General features: G+C 61.9%; 20 protein-coding genes. 17 read left to right on the top strand and 3 right to left on the bottom strand.

The window, feature by feature from the left end; all coding sequences use genetic code 11:
* Positions 1-57: 57 nt before the first annotated feature.
* From ACIPZC_RS05615 to ACIPZC_RS05580, 8 genes are all read left to right on the top strand, one after another.
* The gene (locus ACIPZC_RS05615; protein WP_400625440.1) at positions 58-1,830 is read left to right on the top strand and encodes an NAD(P)-binding domain-containing protein; all 1,773 of its coding nucleotides are present in this window, start codon (positions 58-60) and stop codon (positions 1,828-1,830) included.
* Between the two features lie 56 nt (positions 1,831-1,886).
* Positions 1,887-3,371 (top strand): aldehyde dehydrogenase family protein, encoded by a 1,485-nt coding sequence (locus tag ACIPZC_RS05610; RefSeq protein ID WP_400625438.1) that lies wholly within the window; start codon positions 1,887-1,889, stop codon positions 3,369-3,371.
* A gap of 220 nt (positions 3,372-3,591) precedes the next feature.
* Positions 3,592-4,272: a TRAP transporter small permease subunit gene (locus ACIPZC_RS05605; protein WP_400625436.1), complete on the top strand. Its 681-nt coding sequence runs from the start codon at positions 3,592-3,594 to the stop codon at positions 4,270-4,272.
* On the top strand, positions 4,269-5,558 hold the full coding sequence (locus tag ACIPZC_RS05600) for a TRAP transporter large permease (protein ID WP_400625434.1): 1,290 nt from the start codon (positions 4,269-4,271) through the stop codon (positions 5,556-5,558). The genes ACIPZC_RS05605 and ACIPZC_RS05600 overlap by 4 nt, the downstream gene beginning before the upstream one ends.
* Before the next feature lie 66 nt (positions 5,559-5,624).
* The gene (gene dctP / locus ACIPZC_RS05595; RefSeq protein WP_400625432.1) at positions 5,625-6,668 is read left to right on the top strand and encodes a TRAP transporter substrate-binding protein DctP; all 1,044 of its coding nucleotides are present in this window, start codon (positions 5,625-5,627) and stop codon (positions 6,666-6,668) included.
* A 19-nt stretch (positions 6,669-6,687) separates the two neighbouring features.
* On the top strand, positions 6,688-8,109 hold the full coding sequence (locus ACIPZC_RS05590; protein WP_400625430.1) for an aldehyde dehydrogenase family protein: 1,422 nt from the start codon (positions 6,688-6,690) through the stop codon (positions 8,107-8,109).
* A gap of 51 nt (positions 8,110-8,160) precedes the next feature.
* The gene (locus ACIPZC_RS05585) at positions 8,161-8,910 is read left to right on the top strand and encodes an electron transfer flavoprotein subunit beta/FixA family protein (RefSeq protein ID WP_400625428.1); all 750 of its coding nucleotides are present in this window, start codon (positions 8,161-8,163) and stop codon (positions 8,908-8,910) included.
* A 16-nt stretch (positions 8,911-8,926) separates the two neighbouring features.
* Positions 8,927-9,871 (top strand): electron transfer flavoprotein subunit alpha/FixB family protein, encoded by a 945-nt coding sequence (locus ACIPZC_RS05580; RefSeq protein WP_400625426.1) that lies wholly within the window; start codon positions 8,927-8,929, stop codon positions 9,869-9,871.
* Positions 9,872-9,922: 51 nt separating this feature from the next.
* Here the strand turns inward: ACIPZC_RS05580 and ACIPZC_RS05575 are convergent, their stop codons facing one another.
* Together ACIPZC_RS05575 and ACIPZC_RS05570 are read right to left on the bottom strand one after the other, a co-directional pair.
* Positions 9,923-10,273, bottom strand: a complete 351-nt coding sequence (locus tag ACIPZC_RS05575; RefSeq protein WP_400625424.1) for a cyclophilin-like fold protein — start codon at positions 10,271-10,273, stop codon at positions 9,923-9,925.
* 5 nt (positions 10,274-10,278) lie between these two features.
* The gene (locus tag ACIPZC_RS05570; RefSeq protein WP_400625422.1) at positions 10,279-11,103 is read right to left on the bottom strand and encodes a dihydrofolate reductase family protein; all 825 of its coding nucleotides are present in this window, start codon (positions 11,101-11,103) and stop codon (positions 10,279-10,281) included.
* Positions 11,104-11,227: 124 nt separating this feature from the next.
* On the opposite strand from ACIPZC_RS05570, the gene ACIPZC_RS05565 reads away from it, so the two are divergent.
* Both ACIPZC_RS05565 and ACIPZC_RS05560 read left to right on the top strand, forming a co-directional pair.
* On the top strand, positions 11,228-12,124 hold the full coding sequence (locus ACIPZC_RS05565; RefSeq protein ID WP_400625420.1) for a LysR substrate-binding domain-containing protein: 897 nt from the start codon (positions 11,228-11,230) through the stop codon (positions 12,122-12,124).
* 121 nt (positions 12,125-12,245) lie between these two features.
* Positions 12,246-13,451 (top strand): MFS transporter, encoded by a 1,206-nt coding sequence (locus ACIPZC_RS05560; protein ID WP_400625418.1) that lies wholly within the window; start codon positions 12,246-12,248, stop codon positions 13,449-13,451.
* Between the two features lie 60 nt (positions 13,452-13,511).
* Here ACIPZC_RS05560 and ACIPZC_RS05555 read toward each other — a convergent pair whose 3' ends face one another.
* Positions 13,512-14,420 (bottom strand): LysR family transcriptional regulator, encoded by a 909-nt coding sequence (locus ACIPZC_RS05555; RefSeq protein WP_400625416.1) that lies wholly within the window; start codon positions 14,418-14,420, stop codon positions 13,512-13,514.
* 101 nt (positions 14,421-14,521) lie between these two features.
* Here ACIPZC_RS05555 and ACIPZC_RS05550 point away from each other — a divergent pair, with 101 nt between their 5' ends.
* The 7 genes from ACIPZC_RS05550 (at position 14,522) to ACIPZC_RS05520 (ending at position 19,973) form a co-directional block, all read left to right on the top strand.
* Positions 14,522-14,965: a cupin domain-containing protein gene (locus ACIPZC_RS05550; protein WP_400625414.1), complete on the top strand. Its 444-nt coding sequence runs from the start codon at positions 14,522-14,524 to the stop codon at positions 14,963-14,965.
* Between the two features lie 42 nt (positions 14,966-15,007).
* The gene (locus ACIPZC_RS05545; RefSeq protein ID WP_400625412.1) at positions 15,008-15,952 is read left to right on the top strand and encodes an alpha/beta hydrolase; all 945 of its coding nucleotides are present in this window, start codon (positions 15,008-15,010) and stop codon (positions 15,950-15,952) included.
* Positions 15,953-16,003: 51 nt separating this feature from the next.
* Complete coding sequence (locus tag ACIPZC_RS05540; protein ID WP_400625410.1) at positions 16,004-17,161, top strand: iron-containing alcohol dehydrogenase; 1,158 nt, start codon at positions 16,004-16,006, stop codon at positions 17,159-17,161.
* A gap of 106 nt (positions 17,162-17,267) precedes the next feature.
* Positions 17,268-17,903, top strand: a complete 636-nt coding sequence (locus tag ACIPZC_RS05535) for an NADPH-dependent F420 reductase (RefSeq protein WP_400625408.1) — start codon at positions 17,268-17,270, stop codon at positions 17,901-17,903.
* A 34-nt stretch (positions 17,904-17,937) separates the two neighbouring features.
* A complete protein-coding gene (locus ACIPZC_RS05530) occupies positions 17,938-18,708 on the top strand; it encodes a glucose 1-dehydrogenase (RefSeq protein ID WP_400625406.1) in 771 nt (256 codons plus the stop codon).
* A 19-nt stretch (positions 18,709-18,727) separates the two neighbouring features.
* The gene (locus tag ACIPZC_RS05525) at positions 18,728-19,222 is read left to right on the top strand and encodes a cupin domain-containing protein (RefSeq protein ID WP_400625404.1); all 495 of its coding nucleotides are present in this window, start codon (positions 18,728-18,730) and stop codon (positions 19,220-19,222) included.
* A gap of 7 nt (positions 19,223-19,229) precedes the next feature.
* On the top strand, positions 19,230-19,973 hold the full coding sequence (locus ACIPZC_RS05520) for a carboxymuconolactone decarboxylase family protein (protein WP_400625402.1): 744 nt from the start codon (positions 19,230-19,232) through the stop codon (positions 19,971-19,973).
* Positions 19,974-19,986: the final 13 nt, after the last annotated feature.

Below are 19,986 nucleotides of genomic sequence, written 5' to 3'. Positions count from 1 at the left end.
AGGGCAGGCGCGAACCGCACACCGCCATGCGCTGGCCGAAGGGACAGGAGAACAACAATGACAATTGGCTACATCGGTTTGGGCGCTATGGGTAGTGCGCTGGCCCGGCAACTGCTCGCCCATCATCCGCTGCAGGTCTGCGATCTCAATCAGCAAGCCGTGGCCACGCTGGCAGCCCAAGGCGCACATGCGGTACCAAGCCTCACGGAGTTGGCCCAGGAGTGTTCGGTGATTCTGCTGTGCCTGCCACGCAGCGCCAACGTCGAACAGGTGTTGTTCGGCCCAGGCGGGCTTTACCCGCACCTGCGCGAGGGTACATTGATCATCGACCAGACCAGCGGTATTCCAGCGCAGACGCGCGCCTTTGCCGATCGGCTGCGCGCGCGCGGCTGCTCACTGGTGGACGCCCCAGTCGCCGGTGGCGTGCCGGCGGCCCAGGCCGGCACCATCACGATCATGCTGGCTGGCCAGGCCGCTGACTGTGCCCGCGCCCTGCCAGTGCTGCAGATGATCAGCCCGCGGGTCTATCACTGCAGCGAACGGGTTGGCGATGGCCAGGCGCTCAAGCTGGTCAACAACATCATCAATGCCGGTTACCGTATCTCGACCCTGGAGCTGGTGGCGCTTGGGCGCAAGCTGGGCGTTCCGCTGGTGGTGTTGAGCGAGGCACTCAACACCAGCTGGGCGCAGAATTTCACGTCGCGTCATTTGCTCACTGCGCTGCTCGAAGGCCGGCCTTCAAGCGATTTTGCGTTGCAGCTGATGATCAAGGATCTCAATCAGGCACTGAGCCTGGGGCTAGAGGTCGAGGCGGCAATGCCCATGGGGAGCCTGGCGCGCAGCGTCATGCAGATGGCGCTCAGCCTGCTCAGCGAGCAGGCCTGCCTGGACGATCTGGTTGGTTTCAGTGAGTCGCTGGCCGGCGTGCGTCTGGTCGACGGCCTGGCGGCTGTGCAAGGCGAGGCGCCAGAGGGTCGGTGGGCAATGAATGGTGTGGGTATCGTCGGCCGGCAATTCGCCAGTGGCGCGTTCGTACGCCGCTTGCTGGCCGAGCAGACGGTGCAGGTATGCGACCTGCCGGATGAATGGATGCAGGCCTTCGCCCGCGACGGCGCTAAGCCGGTCACTTGTTTGTCCACGCTGTTTGCCGACAACCCGGTGGTGATTGCCTGCGGGCTGGATAGCGAGCAGTTACTCGCGCAGTTGCCGATGCATGGCGCAGCAGTCAAGGGCGAGCCCCGGCTGCTCATCGACTTCACTGCGCGCCCGCCTGCACACTGGCCGCCACTGGCAGCGGCCCTGCGCCTGCGAGGCATTGTTCTGTGCGAAGCCTGTTTGCCACAGCAGGCAGCCGCCAGAGCAGACAGCCTGCTGTATGCCACCGAGGCAGCCCAGTCGGCCCGGGTAAGGCATGTGCTGAGCGTGTTTCGCCAGCCTTTGATCGACTGCGGTGAAGTTGGCCAGGCTGGCGTGGTACGCCTGGTGATCAATGCGGTGGGTTTGTGCAACCGTCTGGTGGTCAACGAAAGCGTGGCTGTCGGGCGCCGTTTGGGGCTGGCAGAACCAGTCATGGCCACCGTGATCAATCAGGGCTCCGCTTGGAGCCGCGAATGCCAGCGCCTGCTGGAACCGGCGGTTTCACCTGCAAGTGACGCAACACTGCAGCAGGCGCTTTGCGACTTGCAGGCGTTGGTAGGGTTGGGCTTGGCCAGTGCCACGCCGATGACCCTGCTCGGTTGCGCATTGCAGCGCTATCGCAGCGCCGCAGACCTGCACGGTATTCACGCTAGCCAGGACTGCCTCGGCATCCCCCAGCGTACTCAGGACTGAAACCCCACACAGACTCTGCCGACATTCGGCAAGGCTGCATACAGAGGATCTGAAAAATGAACGAGATGACCCTGGGCAAGCGCCCTTCGGGTGCCGCCGTGCGCCCCGAGTATCCACGCATCGGCCTGCTGATAGGCGGGGAGTGGATACACGATCGCCCTGCCTGCTACACCGTGCGCAACCCCAGCGATGACACGGTGCTTGGCGACATCCCCGGGGCGACGGCGGATGATCTGCAGGCCGCCTTGGCGGCGGCGGACCGAGGCTTCGACACCTGGCGCCGCACTGCGCCCGGGGAGCGTGCGGCACTGCTGCGCCGCGCTGCTGCGCTGTTGCGCGAGCGTACCGAACAGATTGCCCCGGTGATCACGTTGGAGCAGGGCAAGCCCTTGCCGGATGCGCGCCGCGAAATCGACCGCTCCGCCAGCTTCCTGGAATGGGATGCCGAGCAGTTGCTGCGTAGCCACGGCAAGGTGATTCCGGCACCGGCGCCGATGCAGCTCTATACCTGCAAGGAGCCGGTGGGGCCAGTAGCCGCCTTCACTCCGTGGAATGTGCCGTTGAGTTCACCTGCGCGCAAGATCAGTGGTGCGCTGGCGGCGGGTTGCTCGGTGATCATCAAGCCGGCCAAGGAAACGCCTGGGGTTGTCTGCTTGTTCGCTCGGTGTTTCATGGATGCCGGCCTGCCGGCCGGGGTGCTCAACCTGGTATTCGGTGACTCGGCGCAGGTTTCCACGGCGTTGATCGCATCGGATGTGATCCAGATGGTCACCCTGACCGGCTCGGTGGAGGTTGGCAAGCAATTGACCCGCCTTGCCGCAGCGGGCATGAAACCTGTGCTCATGGAACTGGGCGGGCATGCCCCGGTGTTGATAGGCGAGGATGTCGACCCAGTCGCGGTGGCCCAGCTGGCGGTCGCTGCCAAGTTCCGCATGGCCGGCCAGCTGTGTGTATCGCCATCACGTTTCATCATTCATCACCGTCTGTATGCGCCGTTCGTGGCCGCCTTTGCCGAGGCGGCGGCGAACCTGCGCGTGGGCGACGGTTTCGAGCCGGGGGTTCAGGTTGGCCCGTTGATCAGCGCGCAGCGGGTGGCCGCAGTGGATGCCTTGGTGCAAGACGCGGTGGCGCGTGGGGCACGAGTGGCAGCCGGTGGAGAGCGGGTCGCAGAGCAGGGCTGCTTTTATGCGCCCACGGTCCTCTGCGATGTACCCGAGAATGCCCGAGCGATGAGCGAGGAGCCCTTCGGGCCGTTGGCACTTTGCCTGCCCATGCGTGATTTCGAACATGGCCTGCAGATCGCCAACAGCTTGTCTGTCGGCCTGGCTGGCTATGTATTCACCAACTCCCTGGAGCAGGCAGCGTATGTTTCCGGCGAACTGCGCTGCGGCTCGGTGGCCATCAATAACTTCGGCAGCCCAGGGGCCGAGTCGCCTTTTGGGGGAATGCGCGAGAGCGGCATCGGCACCGAGGGCGGCGAGGAGACGCTCGACTGCTACCGGGTCAACAAGACCATCCTGCAGATGGCGATCACCCTGTGATGGATGTATTCGCCACGTGCAGTCGCTTGTTCACGACAACTACACGCGAGCACCCTGGTGATCGAGCGTGGCAGGGCAGGAGCTAGGCGGGGCCGGGTTGCAACCTTTGCGCGGGCATTGGCTTGCTTCTTGCTCCCCTCTGGTACCTGCCTCAGGGCAGCGAAACGCTAGGCATGTCATGACTACAACAACGACAAGAAACACATGATAGGAGGCTTCCATGAAGCAACCGCTGGCTCTTATGCCGCTGAAGTGCAGCCGACCCGACAAGGTGCCTTACAGCTACTGCGCCGCCCAGTCATCGGTTAACCCTGCCCAGCGCGAGCTGCGAGGCTGGGTAAAAGGCATGCGTGCCTGGGATCGTGGCCTGAGCTGGGTCGAGGGCAAGATGATCCTGGCGGTCGGGGTGCTGATCTTCGCGCTGATGATTCTGGTGTCGCTCGACGCGCTGTCGCGGTACGCGTTCAATCGACCGTTCACCTTCACGGTCGATGTTTCCATTCTTTATCTGCTGCCGGGCGTGTTGTTTCTCGCCTTGTCCCATACGCTGCGAGGCAATGGTCACATCTGCGTGGACCTGTTCGCCAGCATGTTACCGCCGCGGCTGCACCAGGTCATCATTGGCCTGGCTTTGCTGCTCGCTGCCGTGATGATTGCCATGATGGCCTGGAAGATCACCACCATCGCCCATGAAAGCTGGGTGCTCAGCTTGTTCGCATCCGGGCCTTATGCCTGGCCTATCTGGGTCAGCGAGGCGGGCGTGGCGTTTTCCGTGGTCGTGTTGACCCTGCGCTTGCTGCAAATGTCGGTCTGTAACCTGCTGGCCGGGCTTACCGGCGAACAGGCGGTGGCGCTGTCGTTGATCGACGGCCATGAGCAGGCTCAAGAGGAGAACGCATGATGGTCGTTGTCACAGGGCTCTGCGTACTGCTGTTGGGGCTGGTCATCGGCCTGCCGGTATCGCTTTCATTGATGATGGCCGGCGCGGTCGGGTTGTTCATGATCGGCGACATCCATACGGTCTTCGGCGTGCTCGCGGCAACGCCGCTGTCGGCGGTGCACAGCTACGAATTCATCATGATTCCGATGTTCATTCTGATGGCCAACTTCATCATCGCCAGCGGCGTCAGCGATGATATGTTCAATATCGCCAAAGTCTGGATGGGCAAGACACCGGGCGGGTTGGCGCACGCCACGGCGCTGACGGGTGCGGCATTCGGGGCTATTTCAGGCTCAAGTACCGCAGCGGCGGCGACGCTGTCGTCTACCAGCATTCCGGGCATGATCAAGCAGGGATATGATCGCCGTCTGGCGGCGGGCGTGGTGGCCATTTCCGGTACGCTGGCGATGCTCATTCCGCCCAGTGGCGCGATGGTGATCTATGCACTGCTGGCTGATATCAGCGTGGCGAAGCTGATGATCGCCGGTATCGTGCCCGGCGTGCTGGTGGCGCTCGTCATCATGCTGACGGTGGCGGTGCTGGTTTGGCGTAATCCGCAGCACGCACCACCGGCACAGCGCTACAGCTGGTGGGAAAAAATCAGTTCGCTGCGCTTTGCCTGGTCGTTCATCCTGTTGTTCAGCCTGATCACCGTGGTCATCTATGCGGGCATCGGTACACCAACTGAAGCCTCGGCGGTCGGCGCCCTGGCGGCGCTGGGGCTGGCGGTGACGCGCCGCACGCCAACCAAAAAGCTGCTGCGCGCCGCAATCAAGGCGGCCGAGGCCAGCTGCATGATCGCCTTCATCATCATCGGTGCTCAGGTGTTCGGTTACTACCTGACGCTGACCCAGTCCACCCAGGGGCTGTTCACGTTTCTCACCCAGTCGGGGGTCTCGAACTGGACGATCCTGCTGTGCATCCTGGTGATCTACCTGATCCTGGGTTGCTTCATGGACCTGATCGCGATGATGGTGCTGACCGTACCGATCGTCAGCCCGCTGATCCAGCAATTGGGGTTCGACCCGATCTGGTTCGCCGTACTGACCATCGTCATTGGCGAAGTGGGCCTGCTGACACCACCGATGGGCATGAACGTGTTCGTCATCTCCAAGTACACCCGCATGCCCGTGACAGACGTATTCCGTGGCTCGGTGCCCCATGTGATCGCGCACCTGTTACTGATCGCATTGCTGGTGGCGATGCCGAGCATTGTCACCTGGCTGCCCTCGACCATGAAGTCCTGATGTCGCCCGGGTGGGTCGACCCGTATCGCTACCCCACAATAACAAGACGTTTAAAGGAAGGTTCCGATGAAACGTACAGGGTTGCTCGTCGCCTGCACTTTGGCACTGCCACTGATAACGCTCGGCGTGCGCGCCGAAGAGCCGATCGTGCTGCGTTTGGCCACTTTTACCCCCTCCACCCATATTGGCGTGAAGTACGGCGACAACATTCTCATGGCCGATGCCACCGAGCGCTCGCAGGGGCGGGTGAAGTTCGAGTTCTACCCGGCCGAGCAATTGGGCAAGGCCAACCAGTTGCTGGATCTGGTCAAGGTCGGCGTCATCGACATTGCCGAGGTGCCCACCGGCGTTGCCAGCGACAAGCTGCCGCTGCTCGGGGTGCTGGACTTGCCTGGCAAGATCCAGTCCTCCTGCGAGGGCGCATCGATCATGCGTAGCATGGGCAAGCCCGGCGGCTTCATCTATGAAAATGAGTACGCGCCCAACGGTATTCGCGTACTCAGCTACCACGTCTACCCGCCCTACGTTCCCTCGGCATCACGCCGTCCGATCACCCGCGTCGAAGACCTGCATGGCCTGAAATATCGCAACGCTGGCGGGGCGATGGCCATGTCCATTGCCACCCTGGGCGGCGTTCCGGTGAAAATGGCATCGCCGGAGGTGATGCAGTCGCTGGCCCGTGGCACGCTTGACTCGATGATGTCGTCGTATCTGTCGGTAGTCGATTACGACCTGTATGAAGCCGCCAAGTATGGGGTGACCGGTTATAGCCTGGGAACCCCTGGAGTTTTCGCGGTGATGTCCGAACGCAAGTTCCAGTCGCTACCTGCGGATATCCAACAGGTGCTGGTGGAGGCCGGTATCAAGAGCGAGCAGAGCTTCTGCAACCACGCAGAGCAGGCCGAAAAGGCAGCCATGGCGCAGGTGCAGGAGGCTGGCATGACCATCTACAGCTGGACCGATGAGCAGAAAGCCACGCTTGACAAGCTGCTGGTCAATGTTCCGTTGGACTGGGCGCACAGCCTGGACCGTAAGGGGCGTCCGGGCAGCGAAGTGTTGAACGCCTTCGAACGCGAATTGCTTGCCCGGCGCAGTACCGCGCTGCAGTGAAGAACCACAAGGAGTCCGCATGAAAGATTATCGTCAATTCTATATCGACGGCGCGTGGGTCGAGCCTGTGGGCCGACGATGCTTCGAGTTGATCGACCCCGCCACCGAACAACCCTACGGCACGGTGAGCCTGGGTAGCGCCGAGGATGTCGATCGCGCAGTACAGGCTGCACGTCAGGCGTCCGTTTCTTATAGCCAGACCAGCAAGGCTCAGCGGATTGCCCTGCTGCAGCGCATCGTCGAGGTTTTCGACGCGCGCCAGGCCGATGTGATGCAGGCGATCTCACTGGAAATGGGCGCGCCGTTGAGCCTGACTGGGCAGACCGGATCCGCCCTGGCCTGCTTCCGCCAAGCCATCGAGACCCTGAACAGCTACGAATTCGAGGTGGCGTTAGGCGACAACCTGATCCGCCGGGAGGCCATTGGCGTGTGCGGCCTGATCGCCGCCTGGAATTGGCCGATCCAGTTGCTCAGCATCAAGCTGGCGTCAGCACTTGCCGCTGGCTGCACCGTGGTCGCCAAACCCAGCGAGTACACCCCGGCCAGCGCCAGGGTGCTGGCCGAGATACTGCACGAGGCCGGTGTGCCAAAAGGTGTGTTCAATCTGGTCAACGGCGACGGGCCGGAAGTGGGTCATGCCATCAGTGCCCACCCCGGCATCGATCTGGTGTCGTTCACCGGCTCGACCCGTGCCGGTATTCTGGTTGCCGAAGCCGCCGCGGCGTCAGTCAAGCGGGTGTCTCAGGAGTTGGGTGGCAAGTCCGCCAATATCATCTTGCCGGACGCTGACCTGGCGGCGGCCGCGAAGTGGAACATCACCCGAGGTTTTTCCAACGCGGGGCAATCTTGCCATGCGCCTACGCGGATTCTGGTCCATCACAGCCAGCTGGAAGATTTGCTGACGCTGTTGCGCGAGGAGGTTGAGCGTCACGTTCGCGTTGGAGACCCGCGTGACCCGGCCACCACCATGGGCCCGGTGGTCAACGCGCGTCAGTTCGCGAGCATTCAGCGGCATATCGGCATCGGCCTGGAGGAGGGGGGGCGCCTGGTCTGCGGTGGCCCGGGGCGCCCCGAGGGGCTGGAGCACGGGTACTATATCCGGCCGACCGTGTTCGCTGACGTCAAGCCCACCGACACCCTTGCCCAGGAAGAGATATTCGGGCCGGTACTGGTGGTGATGACCTATGCCGATATCGACGAAGCGCTGGCCATCGCCAACGGTACGGATTATGGGCTGGGTGCGTACATTTTCGGGCGTGACCAGCAGCAGACCTTGGCGGTCGCGCGCCGCTGCCAGGCCGGGCGCGTGTTTCTCAATGGCGCGCCGTCGAACAACGTTGCCCCGATGGGAGGTTACAAGAAGTCCGGCAATGGCCGGGAAATGGGGGTGTTCGGCCTGGAGGAGTATCTGGAAGTGAAGTCGCTCATCGGCTTTCTCTAGGGCTTTGGAGGTATCAATGACACAACCCGCAGCCGATACAAGGAAAACACCATGAAAGTGCTGGTAGCGCTCAAGCGCGTGGTCGACTACAACGTCAAGGTTCGCGTCAAGGCGGATAACTCCGGCGTCGACCTTGCGAACGTCAAGATGTCCATGAACCCCTTCTGCGAAATCGCCGTGGAAGAAGCCGTACGCCTGAAAGAGAAGGGCGTAGCGACTGAGATCGTCGTCGTCTCCGTCGGCCCGACCACCGCCCAGGAGCAACTGCGTACCGCCCTGGCCCTGGGTGCCGACCGTGCCATCCTGGTCGAAGTCGCCGACGAGCTGAACTCCCTGGCCGTGGCCAAGGCCCTGAAAGCCGTTGTCGACAAGGAGCAGCCGCAGTTGGTCATCCTCGGCAAGCAGGCCATCGACAGCGACAACAACCAGACCGGCCAGATGCTCGCCGCGCTGACCGGCTTCGCCCAGGGCACCTTCGCCTCCAAGGTGGAAGCCGCTGGCGACAAGCTGAACGTCACCCGTGAAATCGACGGCGGCCTGCAGACCGTTTCGCTGAACTTGCCGGCCATCGTCACTACCGACCTGCGCCTGAACGAGCCACGCTACGCGTCGCTGCCGAACATCATGAAGGCCAAGAAGAAACCACTGGAAACCCTCACGCCAGATGCATTGGGCGTTTCCCTGGCCTCCACCACCAAGACCCTCAAGGTCGAAGCGCCTGCTGCCCGCAGCGCCGGTATCAAGGTCAAGTCGGTGGCCGAACTGGTCGAGAAACTGAAGAACGAAGCGAAGGTGCTTTGATTATGAGGAGCCAGAAATGACTATCCTGGTTGTCGCTGAATACGAAGCCGGTGCCGTAGCCCCGGCCACCCTGAACACTGTCGCCGCTGCCGCCAAGATCGGTGGTGATATCCACGTCCTGGTCGCTGGCCAGAACGTTGGCGGCGTCGTTGAATCCGCTGCCAAGATCGCTGGCGTGGCCAAGGTGCTGGTCGCCGATAACGCTGCCTATGCCCATGTGCTGCCGGAAAACGTCGCGCCGCTGATCGTTGCTCTTGTTGGACAAGGCGGGGCCAAGGGTTACAGCCACGTGCTGGCCCCGGCCACCACCAACGGCAAGAACCTCCTGCCACGTGTGGCCGCGCTGCTGGACGTCGACCAGATCTCCGAGATCATCTCGGTAGAATCGGCCGACACCTTCAAGCGCCCGATCTACGCCGGTAACGCCATCGCCACCGTGCAGTCGAGCGCTGCGGTCAAGGTCATCACCGTGCGTACCACCGGCTTCGACGCCGTGGCCGCCGAAGGTGGCTCGACTGCCGTAGAAGCTGTAGGCGCTGCGCACGATGCCGGTATCTCGGCCTTCGTCGGCGAAGAGTTGGCCAAGTCCGACCGCCCCGAGCTGACCGCTGCCAAGATTGTCGTATCCGGCGGCCGTGGCATGGGCAATGGTGACAACTTCAGCCACCTGTACAGCCTGGCCGACAAGCTCGGCGCCGCCGTCGGCGCCTCGCGCGCCGCGGTCGATGCAGGCTTCGTGCCGAACGACATGCAGGTTGGCCAGACCGGCAAGATCGTCGCCCCGCAGCTGTACATCGCCGTCGGTATCTCCGGCGCGATCCAGCACCTGGCGGGCATGAAGGACTCCAAGGTGATCGTCGCGATCAACAAGGACGAAGAGGCGCCGATCTTCCAGGTGGCCGACTACGGGCTGGTCGCCGACCTGTTCGAAGCCGTGCCGGAGCTGGAAAAGCAGTTCTGATGAGCCACCCTGGGTTGCCAGCTGGCACCCAGGGGCAGGTCAGCAATCCCTTTAGCCGTTCGCTTCAATGGTCACGGTGATCGACCCCTGGCCTTGCAGCAGGTCCAGCCCCGCTTCCAGCCGCCCCAGGCGAACCAGCCCGCTGGCATGATGGAAGCGACGATAGAATATCGCCAGATTGCCCCACGGGGCGTAATACGTGATGTCACCGGCTTCTGCGGCGTAGCCGGCAGGCGCACCGTGGGTGGAAAGCTTCTTGGGCAGGTCTGCGATTTTTTCGGTCGAGGCGTAATCGCTGAGCTTGAGTGTCAATGGCAAAAGCGCCAGGAAGTCTCTGCTTGCGGCGTTGTCATCCAGCGTGGCAGGTACGGACTGGCCGTTGATCAACAAGTTGATTTTCATCGTTCTTACCTAGTTAACCTTTGAGAATCTGATGCTGTCGTCACGGCCTGAAGCCGCGGTTTTCCATCGGCCACGCGTGCCTTTCGTGCCCCGCTGCCGACGCCTTCCAGCCAAGGCTGTTCAAGCCTTGGCCTGCAGACGTTCCACGTTATAGCGCAACCAGACGAAGCCGGCCTCCAGGGCCTCGCAAGACAGCAGGCGCAGCGCGCGACCTGTTCACCTTGGCCGTGGAAATCGAAGATGCTGGGGATGCCCGTCAGGCCGTCGATGCCTGGGTAGATCAGCAGGCTCAGTTCATCGATCAGCTCTGCTTGGAGAAAGGCGCCGTTGATACGTCCGCCGCCTTCGAGCAACAGCCTGTCCACACCCAGGCTGCTGCCCAAGGTCGTCAGGGCGCCGGCCAGGTCATGGCCATCGGCACCGGCGAACAGATAGGAAACGCCATCTTGTCTGAGCTCCTGCAGGTACGTGTCGCTGACCTGTTCGCCGAGTATGGCGACGGCGTGGTCACCGCCGACATGATCGGCGCCGTAATGCAGCTTGCCACTGGGGTCGACCGCGACCGCCAGGCTGCGGCCGTTACGCTGGCCCAGGTGAGGGCTGCGGGGCAGTGGCGAGGGCGGTTGCGCGCCGTGGGACGAGCCGTTGGTCATTGCCTGCATGGTCTGGCGTCCGACGATCCAGCCCTGCGCACCCAGGCGCTCGGCAGTTTGTTCGTAAACCCGCATGAGCAGGCCGGGTTCCTGGCTGGCTACGATGGGGGTCCAACGCTCGCTGTGCAGGCGGCCGTCCACTGAACTGACCATATGGCAGATGATTCTCGGTCGCATGAGTCCCCCACCGTGCGTGCAGCCCTTGCAGGGGCCGCCGACTTTCAAAAGTGACATTGTTGCAAGTGAGACCTTATGCGATAAGCTGCCTTGGTTGAAAAACTATCATGAGGTTTTTTCATAAATGGCGCGGGATCACTACAGCGGTCTGCAGGCCTTCGTCACGGTGGCACGTGAAGGCAGCTTCACCCGGGCGGCAGCGCAGATGGGCGTTTCTCAGTCTGCGCTGAGCCATACCATTCGCACGCTGGAAAGCCAGCTGGGCATCCGCTTGCTGAACCGCACCACCCGCAATGTATCCCCCACTGAAGCGGGGGAGCACTTGTATCGGAACATCGCCTCGCAGATGGCCCAGATCGATGCTGAAGTATTGGCGCTCAACGAATTTCGGGACAAACCGGCCGGCATGGTGCGTATCACCGCAACGGACTACGCGATTCGCGACATCCTCTGGCCCAAGCTTTCGGTTTTTCTGGCCAATTATCCCGACATCAAGGTCGAGCTAAGTTGCGACTATGGCCTGACCGACATTGCCGGCCAGCGCTTTGATGCCGGGGTGCGTTTCGGCGAACAGTTGGCGCAGGACATGGTGGCCGTGCGTATTGGCCCGGATGAACGCTTCGCGGTGGTGGGGACCGCGCAATACTTTGCCGCTCACCCGGCGCCCAGCACCCCGCATGAACTGGTCGAGCACCGCTGTATCAACTTGCGCCTGCCCACCCATGGCGGCCTCTATGCCTGGGAGTTCGCCGACGCAGACGGGCGTGAGGTGAAAGTTCGAGTGGATGGCCAGTTGGTATTCAATGGCATCTATGAGGTGCGTGACGCGGCTCTGGCAGGCTTTGGCCTGGGGTACGTGCCGCTCACGCTGGTCGAGACGCACCTGCGCGAAGGGCGTTTGCAGCGCGTACTGGACGCCTGGTGTCCGCTGTGGTCGGGCTACCACCTTTATTACCCTAGCCGGCGCCAGCCCTCCCAGGCGCTGAAGTTGGTGATCGAGGCATTGCGCTACAACCGCTAAGGGGGCGAGGTTTGATGAAAGTAGTTCATGACCCCATGAAAAGAAGCGGGCTTTTTCGACAGGGGAGTTTTGCTGTCCAATTGCAGGCAACGCTCGATTTCTTCAACACAGGAGGCGCACGGTGACGAGTGCCTATCACCGGCTTTCCTTCGTGGGGGCCAGCACGTCGCTAGTAGCGACCTACGCGGCTTCGGCCACTCCCATCCCGCTTTATGGCAGCTATCGAGCTGTCGACGGCTTGACCTATGGCGACCTTTCACTTAGCTCGGTGATCTATTTCGCCGGTGCGGTGACCGCGCTGTTGGTGTTCGGGCGCCTGTCCAACCACCTGGGTCGGCGCCTCCCGGCGCTGTTGGCATTGCTGTTGGCAATGTGCGCCTGCCTGCTGCTGACAACGGTGCACCAAGCCACGCCGCTGCTGGTCGCCCGTGGGCTGCAAGGGCTGTCGTGTGGCTTGGCTTCGACCGCCCTGGCGGCCTGGCTGGTGGACAGGGCCCCGCGCTCGCCAGCCTGGTTGGCGCCAGCGATCATCAGTTGTGGGCCAATGACGGGGTTGACCTTGGGGGGCATGATGGCCGGCGCCTTGGTGGAGTACGCACCCTGGCCGCGCGTGCTGCCCTACTTGGTGGTGTTGGCAGTGTTGCTGGTATGCGCGGTCGTGTTGCTTTGCGCTCGCGAAACACTGGCGCGCCGGCCCGGTGTGATAGCCTCGCTGCGCCCGCACTTCAGTATGCCGGCCGTGGCGCGTCGTGCCTTTCCGGTGGCCGCATGCGTGTTTGTCAGCACCTGGGCGTTGGGTGGTTTTTATCAGGCCTTTGGCCCGGCCATGGCGCGCGAGCAGTTGCATTCGGCCAGCGCGCTGGCGGCGGCGCTGGTGTTTGCCTCGATCATGGCCCCTGGCGCGCTGGGCGCTTCGCTCGCCGGGCGGATGAGCGCCCGCATGGCCCAGCGCCTTGGCATCCTGGTATTTGCCGTGGGTGTGGTCGCGGTATTGCTGTCGCTCAAGGCTGGCCTGCTCGTGCCGTTCTTGATTGCCAGCGTGGTTGCCGGTACCGCGCAAGGGCTGACGTTGAGTGGCAGCATCCAGACCGTAGTGGGTGAAGTGGCACAGCAAGAACGTGCCAGCGTGCTGTCGGTGATTTATGCCACTTCTTACGCCGGGGCGGCGATTCCGACCTTGATTGCCGGGCAGTTGTCGGCTTACTTCAGCCTGGTGCAGGTGGCTTCGGCCTATGCGTTGCTGGCATTGTGCGGCTGCCTTGTGGTGCTGCTCAGCGCACTGCCTGGACATTTCGTGGTGGGCAAGGACACGCCTGAGGCGCAGTGAGTACCTCATGATGCTCTGTTCGCTCCGCGACAGCGCAGCGCGGAAGGGCTGGGTTATCTCTTAGGGTGCAGCGGGGGCGATGCCTTGGCGCAAATGCTCCACGACCACGCGAAATGCAGCGGTCTGTTGCCTGCGGCTGGGATAGTAAAGGTGGTAGCCAGCAAAGGGGTCTGACCACGGCTTGAGGATTTCTGCTAGCGCGCCGCTGTGCAAGGAATGCTGAACCTGTGCGTCAGGCAACTGCGCGATGCCAACGCCTGCCAAACAGGCATCGTGTATCTGTAACACGCTGTTCATGATCAACGGTCCATTGACTCGCACGCGAAACTCGTTTTCGCCGCTGCCGAACTCCCATGGGTAAAGGCCGCCGTGGGTCGGCAAGCGCAGATTGATGCATTGATAGGCGGTGAGTTGTTCTGGGCGAGAGGGCGTGCCGTTGCGCGCCAGGTACTCGGGCGCGGCCACTGTGACCATACGCATTTCAGGCCCTATTGGCACTGCGACCATATCGGCATCGATGATGCCGCCCAGGCGCACGCCTGCATCGAAACGCTCGGCAACGATATCTGTGAGGCCATAGTCGGTAATCAATTCAACGGTGATTTCTGGGTAGTCTTTGAGCAGCGGGAGCAGCTTGGGCCATAGTACATAACGGGCTGCGAACTCGTCTGCAGTGATGCGCACGGTACCCGAAGGGCGTTGGCGCAAGTCGGAGACGGCGCTCAGGTGTTCTTCGATCTGATCGAGCAGGGGGGCAATTTGCGCCAGCAGTCGCTCGCCTGCCTCGGTGCGCGTGACGCTTCGCGTGGTGCGCGTCAGAAGACGTACGCCAAGTTGTTCCTCAAGGCTTCGAATGGTCTGGCTGACCGACGACGGTGAAACGCCCAGGTGTGCCGCTGCTCGGGTGAAGTTGCCCTCGCGCGCCACGGCGACGAAAACGATGAGGTCGTCGACTTTACTCAATAGCATTGTGAAGCCCTGCTTAATACAGATTTCTGTATTTTGCATATACACGAATCAATAAGGGCGCGCTACATTTTACTCATGCACAACCCAATGAGGAGTAGCTCATGAGCACTACTGATCCAACCGCTACCGACATGCAAATCCATCGAGCCGGTTCGACCAAGGCCATCGAGGGACCAAGCGAGTGGTTCACTGGACGTGTTCGCATTGATCGTATCTTCACGGCGCCGGCGCCGGCTCGCGTTGGCATCGCAGTCGTGAATTTCGAGCCCGGTGCACGTACCAACTGGCACACCCATCCGCTGGGCCAGGCTCTGCTTGTGACCGATGGCGTCGGCTGGACCCAGTGCGAGAACGGCCCGAAGACCGAAATTCGGCCTGGTGATCTGATCTGGTGCAACTGCGGCCGTCGCCATTGGCACGGTGCCACTGACACCACCGCCATGCAGCATGTGGCAATCAACGAGTTCCTCGACGGTAAACCGGTCGATTGGCTTGAGCCGGTAACCGATGAAGTGTTCCTCGCCGGCCCGGTGAAAAAAGACTGAAACCACTCCAACCTTCCAGAAACCTTTCCAGAAGAGGTGATCGTGAGTAATTACATTTTTGAACTCAGTGATCAGGTCCGCCGTGAACCCGTCACCTACCGCAACCGTTTTGGCGTTGAGCTGGCCGGCGATCTTTATTTGCCAGCTGACTTCGCCAGCCGCCAAGACTGGCCTGCACTGATCATTGGCGCGCCCTATGGCGGCGTCAAGGAACAGGGGCCTGGCGTCTATGCCAACCAGCTGGCCCAGCGTGGTTTCGTGGCCCTGACCTTCGATGCTTCGCACAATGGTGAGTCCAGCGGTTTTCCACGGCGTATGTCTTCTCCGGAGCTGTTCGTCGAGGATTTCCACGCGGGCGTTGACTTCCTCGGTAATCAGGCGGGTATCGACCGCAATGCCATTGGGGTCATTGGGATCTGTGGGTCTGGCGGCTTTGGTCTGAGCGCCGCTCAGGTCGATCCGCGGATCAAGGCGGTTGCCACCGTCAGCCTCTACGACATTTCGCGCATGCATGCCGAAGGCTTTGCCGGCAGCCTCGATGAGCAGGCGCGTAAAGCGACGCTGGAGGCATTGGCTGAACAGCGTTGGAACGAGTTTGCCAGTGGTCGTGTGGCCTTGGCCGCGCGCGGCGCGCCGCTTGAGATCAACGAAGATACGCACCCCATTGGCCGAGAGTTTGGTGAGTTCTACTCCCGCCCTCGTGGTTACCACCCCAACTCGACCACGCAGTTCACGCAGACATCGGCCTTGCCGTTCATGAACTTCCCGCTGCTCGACAAACTGGCGTGGATTTCGCCACGGCCGATCCTGCTGATCGTTGGTGAACATGCCCATTCTCGCTTCTATAGCGAGGATATCCACGCCGCCGCGAATGAGCCCAAGGAGCTTTATGTGGTTCCGGGCTCGGACCACGTGGACCTGTATGACCGTACCGACGTGATCCCCTTCGACAAGCTGCAGGCATTCTTCTGCGCAGCGCTGCAATGATCCGAGCGCCGGCCACCTGAGTGGCCGGCTTTCTCTGAAAGGCGTATTAACGTGAACAGCTTCAATTTCTTCAACAATACCCGCATCCTTTTTGGTGAAGGGCAGATCGCTGCCTTGCGCGAGCAGATCCCCGCTAAGGCTCGCGTGCTGATTGTCTATGGCGGCGGCAGCATCAAAAAGAATGGCATCTTCGAGCAAGTCATCGCAGCCCTGGAAGGGGTCGATTGGCTTGAGTTCGGCGGTATCGAGGCCAACCCGCACTTCGAAACCTGTGTCGAGGCGGTAAGCCTGGCGCGTCGCGAGCATGTCGACTTCGTGCTGGCTGTCGGTGGCGGTTCGGTGATCGACGCGAGCAAATTCATTGCCGCTGCCGCCGCCCACCAGGGCGACCCTTGGGAAATCATCGCCAGCTTTGGTGCGGCGGTAACAGGCGCGTTACCGATCGGCTGCGTGCTGACCCTGGCAGCTACCGGCTCGGAAATGAACCCGACTTCGGTGATCACCCGCGCCGCATCGAAAGACAAGCTGTTCTTCAATTCCGACCATGTTCGCCCGCAGTTCTCCATCCTGGACCCGCGCACCACCTGTTCGCTGCCAGCCCGGCAGGTTGCCAACGGGGTGGTCGATTCGATGGTGCATGTACTTGAGCAGTACGTGACCTATCCGGTCAACGCCAAAGTACAGGACCGTTTCGCCGAGGGGCTGCTGGCGACCATCATCGAAGAAGGCCCTAAGGCCTTGTCCGAGCCTGATGACTATGCCGTGCGTGCCAACTTGATGTGGAGCGCAACCATGGCCTTGAACGGCCTGTTGTCGACCGGTGTACCCGGGGACTGGGCTTCGCACCTCATCGGGCAGGAGCTGACGGCATTGCACGGCCTGGATCACGCTCAGACCTTGGCGATCATGATGCCTGCCATCTGGACCTACAAACTGGCCCAGAAACAGGCCAAGCTGGTCCAGTACGGGCAGCGAGTGTGGCATATCCAGGAAACCGAGCCTGAACTGATCGCCCGCCAGGCCATCGCGTGTACTCGCCAGTTCTTCGAGCGTATGGGGGTCGCGACCCGGCTGTCAGCGTATGGCCTGGACGCGACGCTCATACCAGCGGTGGTGGCCAAACTCGAGGAGCATCAGTTCGTGCAGCTGGGTGAGCACGCTGATATCACCCCGCAAGATGTCGTCGAAATTCTCAAGTTGGCACTGTAACTGACGAGTCCAAATGGCGGTCAGCCCAGGCGCGGCCCTCACGCTGGCCGCCATGGCCACTGCCGTCGACGGTCAAACCCCGCTAACCAAGCGCAGGAGCAAGCACATGAAAATCGGCATTCTGGGCGCTGGGCGCATGGGCGGCAATATTGGCACCGTGCTGGCGCGAGCAGGGCATGCCGTGGTGTTCAGCTATTCGCGCAGCGCCAGCCGCCTGCAGGCCCTGGCGCGCAATGCCGGGCCAGGAGCCAAGGCCGGCACCGTTCACGAGGCTGCGCAAGCGGATGTGGTGTTGCTGGCGGTGCACTGGAGTCGGCTGGATGACGTGCTGGCTCAAGCGGGCACGTTGGCAGGCAAGGTGGTGCTGACGTGCTGCGTACCGCTGAACGAGGCAGACACGGAACTGGTCGTCGCTCATCAGCAATCCGGTGCCGAGGTGCTCGCCAGGCGTTTGCCCCAGGCTTTGGTTGTCGCCACCTTCCAGACGACGCCCAGCGAGGTACTGCTGCCTGTTTATGAGCGTAGGGAGCAGGCTGTGCGCCCCAACTTGTTGTACTGCAGTGATGAGCCGGCGGCGCGTCGTGTGGCTGTGGCGCTGATCAGCGATGCCGGTTTCGCCCCCGAAGATGCGGGGCCGTTGCGCATCGCTCGGTACATTGAACCGTTTGCAATGCTGACTGCTCAATTGGCCTACGGCGGCCGTAGCGGCCCCGAGTTGACCTATCGCTTCGAGCGCTACTGAGCGTTCAAAACCAACTTTTTCAGGAGAGCTGATCATGGCACCTATCAACTATGACTTCAGTGGCCAAGTCGCGCTTGTCACCGGTGCGGCCTCGGGTATGGGGCTAGCGGCTGCGCGCGCTTTTGCCGAGGCAGGCGCAGCGGTGGCGTTGGCTGACATTCGCGAAGATGCCTTGCAGGCTGTGGCCGCTGAGATGACAGCCGCCGGCCACAACGTGCTGGCATTTGCAGGCGATATCGCTGATGAGCACTACGTCAAGGCGTTGGTCGAGAAGACCGTGGCCACTTTCGGTCGGCTGGATGCTGCGTTCAACAACGCCGGTATTCAAAGCCCGGCGGTTGAAACGGCCGATGTGCCTAGTGAGGTATTCGACCGCATTACGGATATCAACATGCGCGGCGTCTGGCTGTGCATGAAGTATCAGTTGATTCAGATGCGCGCCCAAGGCAGCGGGGCGATCGTCAACAATTCGTCGCTCGGCGGTTTGGTGGGGGTGCCTGGCCGGGTGGCTTATCATGCGGCCAAGCATGCGCTGGTGGGCATGACCAAAAGTGCGGCGCTGGAGTACGCGGACAAAGGGATCCGCATCAACGCGATCTGCCCAGGGATCATCGAGACACCGATGGTCGCCGGCATGCTCGCGGGCGAAACCGAAGTGATGAACGAGATGATGAGGGACGTGCCCATCCGCCGGCTGGGCACCGCGCAGGAAATCGCAGACGCGGTGCTCTGGTTGTGCAGTCCTGGTTCTACGTTCATTGTTGGCGTTGCACTACCGGTAGATGGTGGCTACACCGCACGTTAATCCAAGGAGGACCGACACGATGAGTAACCGAACGATAAAAGCCTTCGCCTGCATCGCAATGTTTCAGTCTGCAGCGGTGATGGCCGCTGAGGGCAGGGGCGATACGCAGCAGATCATCCATGCCGGGGAACAGGCTTCGGTGGTAGTCCCGGCGCAGTTCTTCACCGGGAGCGCGCGTATCGACCCGGTGTGGCAGGCCGATGAACACATCAATACCACCGGCGCGTTGGTTACCTTCGAGCCAGGCGCACGCTCGGCCTGGCACACACACCCGGCTGGGCAGCGCCTGGTGGTTACCTCCGGCGTTGGCCTGACCCAGGAGTGGGGCAAGCCGATTCAAGTGATCCGTCCCGGGGATGTGGTGTGGTGTCCGCCTGGGGTGAAGCACTGGCATGGCGCCGCATCGACCACTGCCATGACGCATCTGGCTGTCACGCCCAGCCTGGATGGGAAAAATGTCAACTGGATGGAAAAGGTGAGCGATGAGCAGTACAGCCAAACGCAACAGGACTAGCCCTGGCTTGGCCATCGGTGCAATCGTCGCACTGGGGCTGGGAGGACTGACCGAAGTCGCCACTGCTCAGGAGAGTCGCAACATGAGCCTTTGTACAACCGCCAATCAAAGTGAAACCCTCAATGCCTGCCAGCGGGCACTCGTGCCGGTTGCCGCTTTTGCCGCCGTCGGTGACATCGACGGGCTGAACAAAGCACTTGAGCACGGCCTGGATGCCGGGATGAGCATTAGCGATGCCCGTGAGGTGCTGGTGCAACTCTATGCTTACGCCGGGTTTCCCCGCAGCCTGAACGCGTTGGCCGAGTTGATGAAGGTAGTCAAGGCGCGTGAGGCCAGGGGTATTCATGATGCGCAAGGCAGCGAGCCTAGCCACCCCGCGCCGAAAGGTGACGCATTGATGGCGGCAGGTACTGCTAATCAGACTGAACTGGCGGGGGCGACAGTTGAAGGGCCGCTGTTCGATTTTGCTCCCGTCGCTAACGAGTATTTGCGCAGCCACCTGTTTGGCGACATTTTCGAACGTGACAACCTCAATTGGCAAAACCGGGAACTGGCCACGGTGGCGATGCTCGCCGCGATGTCAGGTGTCGACGCGCAATTGCAGGCGCATATCCGCATGGGCATCAATGCCGGTATCAGTGTTGCGCAGTTGCGTGAGGCCGAGCACGTGCTCGCTACCCAGGTGGGAGTTGAGGCCGGGCGCCGTATCACTGCTGCGTTGCAGCGCCATGAGCAAAGCGCGGGCCGGTGAGTGCACACCCTGC

Origin of the sequence: Pseudomonas sp. NPDC089743 (genome assembly GCF_044748785.1) — a bacterium.
Lineage (GTDB): Bacteria > Pseudomonadota > Gammaproteobacteria > Pseudomonadales > Pseudomonadaceae > Aquipseudomonas > Aquipseudomonas putida_X.
The sequence above is the reverse complement of the archived record's forward strand: the minus strand, read 5'-3'. Positions and strand labels throughout refer to the sequence as shown.

Bases quoted from the DNA above. Each gene is read 5' to 3' on its own strand.
- ACIPZC_RS05600 (WP_400625434.1), top strand. From the start codon at position 4,269: ATGATGGTCGTTGTCACAGGGCTCTGCGTACTGCTGTTGGGGCTGGTC.
- ACIPZC_RS05535 (WP_400625408.1), top strand. From the start codon at position 17,268: ATGAAAATCGGCATTCTGGGCGCTGGGCGCATGGGCGGCAATATTGGC.
- ACIPZC_RS05580 (WP_400625426.1), top strand. From the start codon at position 8,927: ATGACTATCCTGGTTGTCGCTGAATACGAAGCCGGTGCCGTAGCCCCG.
- ACIPZC_RS05565 (WP_400625420.1), top strand. From the start codon at position 11,228: ATGGCGCGGGATCACTACAGCGGTCTGCAGGCCTTCGTCACGGTGGCA.
- ACIPZC_RS05590 (WP_400625430.1), top strand. From the start codon at position 6,688: ATGAAAGATTATCGTCAATTCTATATCGACGGCGCGTGGGTCGAGCCT.
- ACIPZC_RS05585 (WP_400625428.1), top strand. From the start codon at position 8,161: ATGAAAGTGCTGGTAGCGCTCAAGCGCGTGGTCGACTACAACGTCAAG.
- ACIPZC_RS05555 (WP_400625416.1), bottom strand. From the start codon at position 14,420: ATGCTATTGAGTAAAGTCGACGACCTCATCGTTTTCGTCGCCGTGGCG.
- ACIPZC_RS05575 (WP_400625424.1), bottom strand. From the start codon at position 10,273: ATGAAAATCAACTTGTTGATCAACGGCCAGTCCGTACCTGCCACGCTG.
- ACIPZC_RS05615 (WP_400625440.1), top strand. From the start codon at position 58: ATGACAATTGGCTACATCGGTTTGGGCGCTATGGGTAGTGCGCTGGCC.
- ACIPZC_RS05550 (WP_400625414.1), top strand. From the start codon at position 14,522: ATGAGCACTACTGATCCAACCGCTACCGACATGCAAATCCATCGAGCC.
- ACIPZC_RS05530 (WP_400625406.1), top strand. From the start codon at position 17,938: ATGGCACCTATCAACTATGACTTCAGTGGCCAAGTCGCGCTTGTCACC.
- ACIPZC_RS05605 (WP_400625436.1), top strand. From the start codon at position 3,592: ATGAAGCAACCGCTGGCTCTTATGCCGCTGAAGTGCAGCCGACCCGAC.
- ACIPZC_RS05610 (WP_400625438.1), top strand. From the start codon at position 1,887: ATGAACGAGATGACCCTGGGCAAGCGCCCTTCGGGTGCCGCCGTGCGC.
- dctP (WP_400625432.1), top strand. From the start codon at position 5,625: ATGAAACGTACAGGGTTGCTCGTCGCCTGCACTTTGGCACTGCCACTG.
- ACIPZC_RS05525 (WP_400625404.1), top strand. From the start codon at position 18,728: ATGAGTAACCGAACGATAAAAGCCTTCGCCTGCATCGCAATGTTTCAG.
- ACIPZC_RS05570 (WP_400625422.1), bottom strand. From the start codon at position 11,103: ATGCGACCGAGAATCATCTGCCATATGGTCAGTTCAGTGGACGGCCGC.